Genomic DNA, 3,197 nt, shown 5'->3' with positions numbered 1-3,197 from the left:
GCCTACTCAGGTCAGGACGCTGCACGTCCGTACAGTGCTTTCTTTCACGTTACGGTCTACGCGTCTTCACGTCTGAAACGACTCGGCCAGCACGTTCAACATGTGGATATCGGGCATGCTGCCCAGTAGCGACAGCGCATGTTTGGCAAGCTCGCGCGGTACGTGGCCGGTCAGGTGCGCAAACCGTGCGCCGTTGTCGGGAAACGTGTCGATGATCCCGTAGTCGCCGTCCTCGAAGCGGACCGCGAACCACGCCGTCGTTCCCGTCTCTTCCACGACATACAGGCGCGCGCCGCGCAGGAACTGTTCGACGTCGCTTTCATGCCCGGCCCTGGCCTTGAAGCTCAGCAGCAGTCCCTTGCTGTCGTCCCGGCGAGGAATGACAACCGGCACTTTGCACGCCAGGATGTCAATCCGTTCGAACCGCGGCTCCTTCATCAACAGTTCACCGGCGCGGGCCGTCAGGGTGAGGGCGACCGGTCCCTGCAGGTGTGCCTGCCGCGCTTGCTCATCCGCGAACGCTGCAAAGACCGCGTATTCGCCGCGTCCGAAGCGAAGAAAGCTCCAGGCACGGGTCCAGGTCTCGGCGCGGGCCGCCGGCAAGGAACCGAGCAGGAGTTCTTCGACCGTCGCCTCCACGCCGGGCTTGGCATCCAGATGGATGAGCAGGGCTTTGGCGAGCATATGCATGTTCCTCGGGATGGGACATCCCGCAAAGTGTCGTCCAGCCTCGCGATTGTCGGCGCACGCGTGGCAGGCCGTCCTTGCCAGGCTTGGCCATGAATGCCCAGCCGTTCAGTGGCCCCGGTGTTGCACCATCGCCGCGCCAATCCCGTGGCGCAGGCTCTCGCTGACCGCGGTCACGGTGCCGTCCGGATTGAACACGAGCGCATTCGCCGCGCCGATTTCCTCCGGCTTGGCCTCCCATTGGTGGCCGTACCTGACCAGCGCGCGTGCCTGCTCGGTGGCTGAAAAGCCGGGCTCGATGGAAGTCTCGCTTTCGTTGCGCTGACTCATGCGCGGCGTGTTGACCGCCTGGTCCATCGGCATGCCCAGGTCGACATGGTTGATGATGGTCTGCAGCACGGTGGTGATGATCGTTGCTCCGCCTGGGCTGCCGATCGTGAACGCCGGTTTGCCGCTCTTGAGCGCAATGGTCGGGGCCATGCTGCTGCGCGGACGCTTGTAGGCTTCCGGCACGTTGGGACGTGGGCCGACAAAGTCGAAGTCCGTCATCTCGTTGTTCAGCAGGAAGCCGTAGCCGGGCACCGTGATGCCACTGCCGCCCCACGATTCGATGGTGAAGGTGTAGGACACCACATTGCCGTCCTTGTCGGATACGGTCAGGTGGGTCGTGTGCGCACCTTCGCGGGCGCGCGCGGCCGACGCCTGCGGACGCAGCGGAAAGCTCTGGTCGTTCTGGAACTGGTACGGGTCGCCCGCGGTCGCGCGGATCGCGGCCCCGTTCGGGTTGATCAGCCTGCGGCGCTGGGCGGCGAACTGCTTGGAGAGCAGGCCGGCAACAGGGACGTCGACGAATTCCGGATCGGCCAGGTAGGCGTTGCGGTCCGCAAATACCAGCCGGCTCGCTTCCAGGTACAAGTGATCGACCTCCGACCGTGGCAGCGCCTTGAGGTCGTAGCCTTCGAGGATGTTGAGCGCCTCGCCGACGGCGATTCCGCCGCTGCTGGGCAGGCCCATGCCGTACAGGTCGTAGCCGCGGTACGTGGTGTGGACCGGAGGCCGGATGCGGGCCTCGTAGTTGGCCAGGTCGGCCATGGTCATTTTGCCAGGGCGAACCGAGGCGCCCTCGGCCAGCGGCGGGCTGTTGACCGCGCCGACGATCGCGCGCGCCATCGGCCCTTCGTAAAACGCCTTCGGGCCGCGCGCGGCCAGTTCGCGGTAGGCCTTGGCCAGGTCGGGATTGCGCAGGACCGTATCGACCGGCACGGCCTTGCCGTTGCGCAGGTAGAGCGCGCTCGTGGTGCTGAACAGGCGGAACTTCTTCTCGTTTTCGACCGTCAGCTTGTGCAAGGTCGGGCTGACGGGAAAACCCTTGGTCGCGACGTCGATCGCCGGTGCGAGCACTTGTTTGAAGGACATGGTGCCGTAGCGTGTGAGCGCCTCATGCCAGCCGCGCACCGTGCCCGGCACCCCGACCGACATGCCGCTCGCGACGGCCGTGTCGAAATCGACAGGCTTGCCTTTTTGCTGGAACACGGTCGGCGTGAACGAAGCGGGGGCGGTTTCGCGGTGGTCGATCGTGATCACGCGCTTGTCCTTGGCCAAATAGATGACCATGAAACCCCCGCCGCCGATGCCGCAGCTGAACGGGTCGGTCACGCCCAGCGTGGCCGCCGCCGCGACTGCGGCGTCAATCGCGTTGCCGCCCCGGTTCAGGATCGCCATCGCCGATTCCGATGCCTTTTCGCTGATCGTCGCCACCGCGCCGCCGGTCCCGGTGGCGACCGGCGTCTTGGCCCAGGCGAGCGGGACATTCAGGATGATCGACAGGGTGAGCCCGCACGCGAGCGCTCTGGCGGAAATGGTCATGAGCGACGACGAACGGGCTGACCGCTCATGGACTCAGGACCTTGAGCGTGACTGGCGTTGGCGCGGGTGCGGCCTGCGATGCGCGCGGCGGGGGGACGGCCTGCGTGTCGAGCACGATGCGCGCGCCGTGCAGGGCAGGCGAGATGTAAGTGGGCTGCTCTGGGCTGAGCGAGAAGGCTTCGTTGCCGTCGGGTGTCTTGAGCGAAAACTCGAAGCTGAGCTTGCCTGCCCACATGCACCTGACGTCGGGTGGGCAGCGGCTGTCGCTGACGTTGTCGTAGGCCAGGGCGATGCCGGGCGCGAGGTCGACGGCCTGGAGCGGCAAGAGCTGGAAGCTGCCTTCTTTCATCTTGGATTCGCCCGGCGTAGCGCAGGCTGCCACCACCAGCGCGGTGACGATGGCACAGGTGGAGGGCAGTAGCCGGCGCAGCAGCGTCATCTGGAATTGCGTGTATTTGCGGAAAGCCAATGATAGCAAAAGCGCCACGGGTTGGGCGCGCACAATCGCGGGGAACGCAAGCACCAGCGGCGCCAATCGTAGGGTGCGCACCAGTGCGCACGCGGTTCGCGAACGTCGCGTAGTGGAGCGGCAGCCGCAAGTCAGCACACGGTGACCGCGTGCGCACAGGTGCGCACCCTACGAC

At 65.9% G+C, this 3,197-nt stretch carries 3 protein-coding genes; all 3 read right to left on the bottom strand.

Going from position 1 to position 3,197, the window contains the following annotated elements:
• Positions 1-66 precede the first annotated feature (66 nt).
• Positions 67-684, bottom strand: coding sequence for a putative quinol monooxygenase (locus E4O92_RS20560; RefSeq protein WP_135191532.1), 618 nt, complete (start codon positions 682-684; stop codon positions 67-69).
• Between the two features lie 111 nt (positions 685-795).
• Positions 796-2,553: a gamma-glutamyltransferase gene (gene ggt / locus E4O92_RS20555; protein WP_135191531.1), complete on the bottom strand. Its 1,758-nt coding sequence runs from the start codon at positions 2,551-2,553 to the stop codon at positions 796-798.
• Positions 2,554-2,578: 25 nt separating this feature from the next.
• Positions 2,579-3,022 carry a hypothetical protein gene (locus tag E4O92_RS20550; protein WP_135191530.1) on the bottom strand — a complete coding sequence of 148 codons (444 nt, stop codon included), beginning with the start codon at positions 3,020-3,022 and terminating at the stop codon, positions 2,579-2,581.
• Between the last annotated feature and the right edge of the window lie 175 nt (positions 3,023-3,197).

Source organism: Massilia horti (assembly GCF_004614195.1).
Taxonomy (GTDB): Bacteria; Pseudomonadota; Gammaproteobacteria; order Burkholderiales; family Burkholderiaceae_D; genus Telluria; species Telluria horti.
Note: the sequence above shows the minus strand (reverse complement) of the source record. Positions and strands in the feature narration are given on the sequence as shown.

Bases quoted from the DNA above. Each gene is read 5' to 3' on its own strand.
- E4O92_RS20560 (WP_135191532.1), bottom strand. From the start codon at position 684: ATGCTCGCCAAAGCCCTGCTCATCCATCTGGATGCCAAGCCCGGCGTG.
- ggt (WP_135191531.1), bottom strand. From the start codon at position 2,553: ATGACCATTTCCGCCAGAGCGCTCGCGTGCGGGCTCACCCTGTCGATC.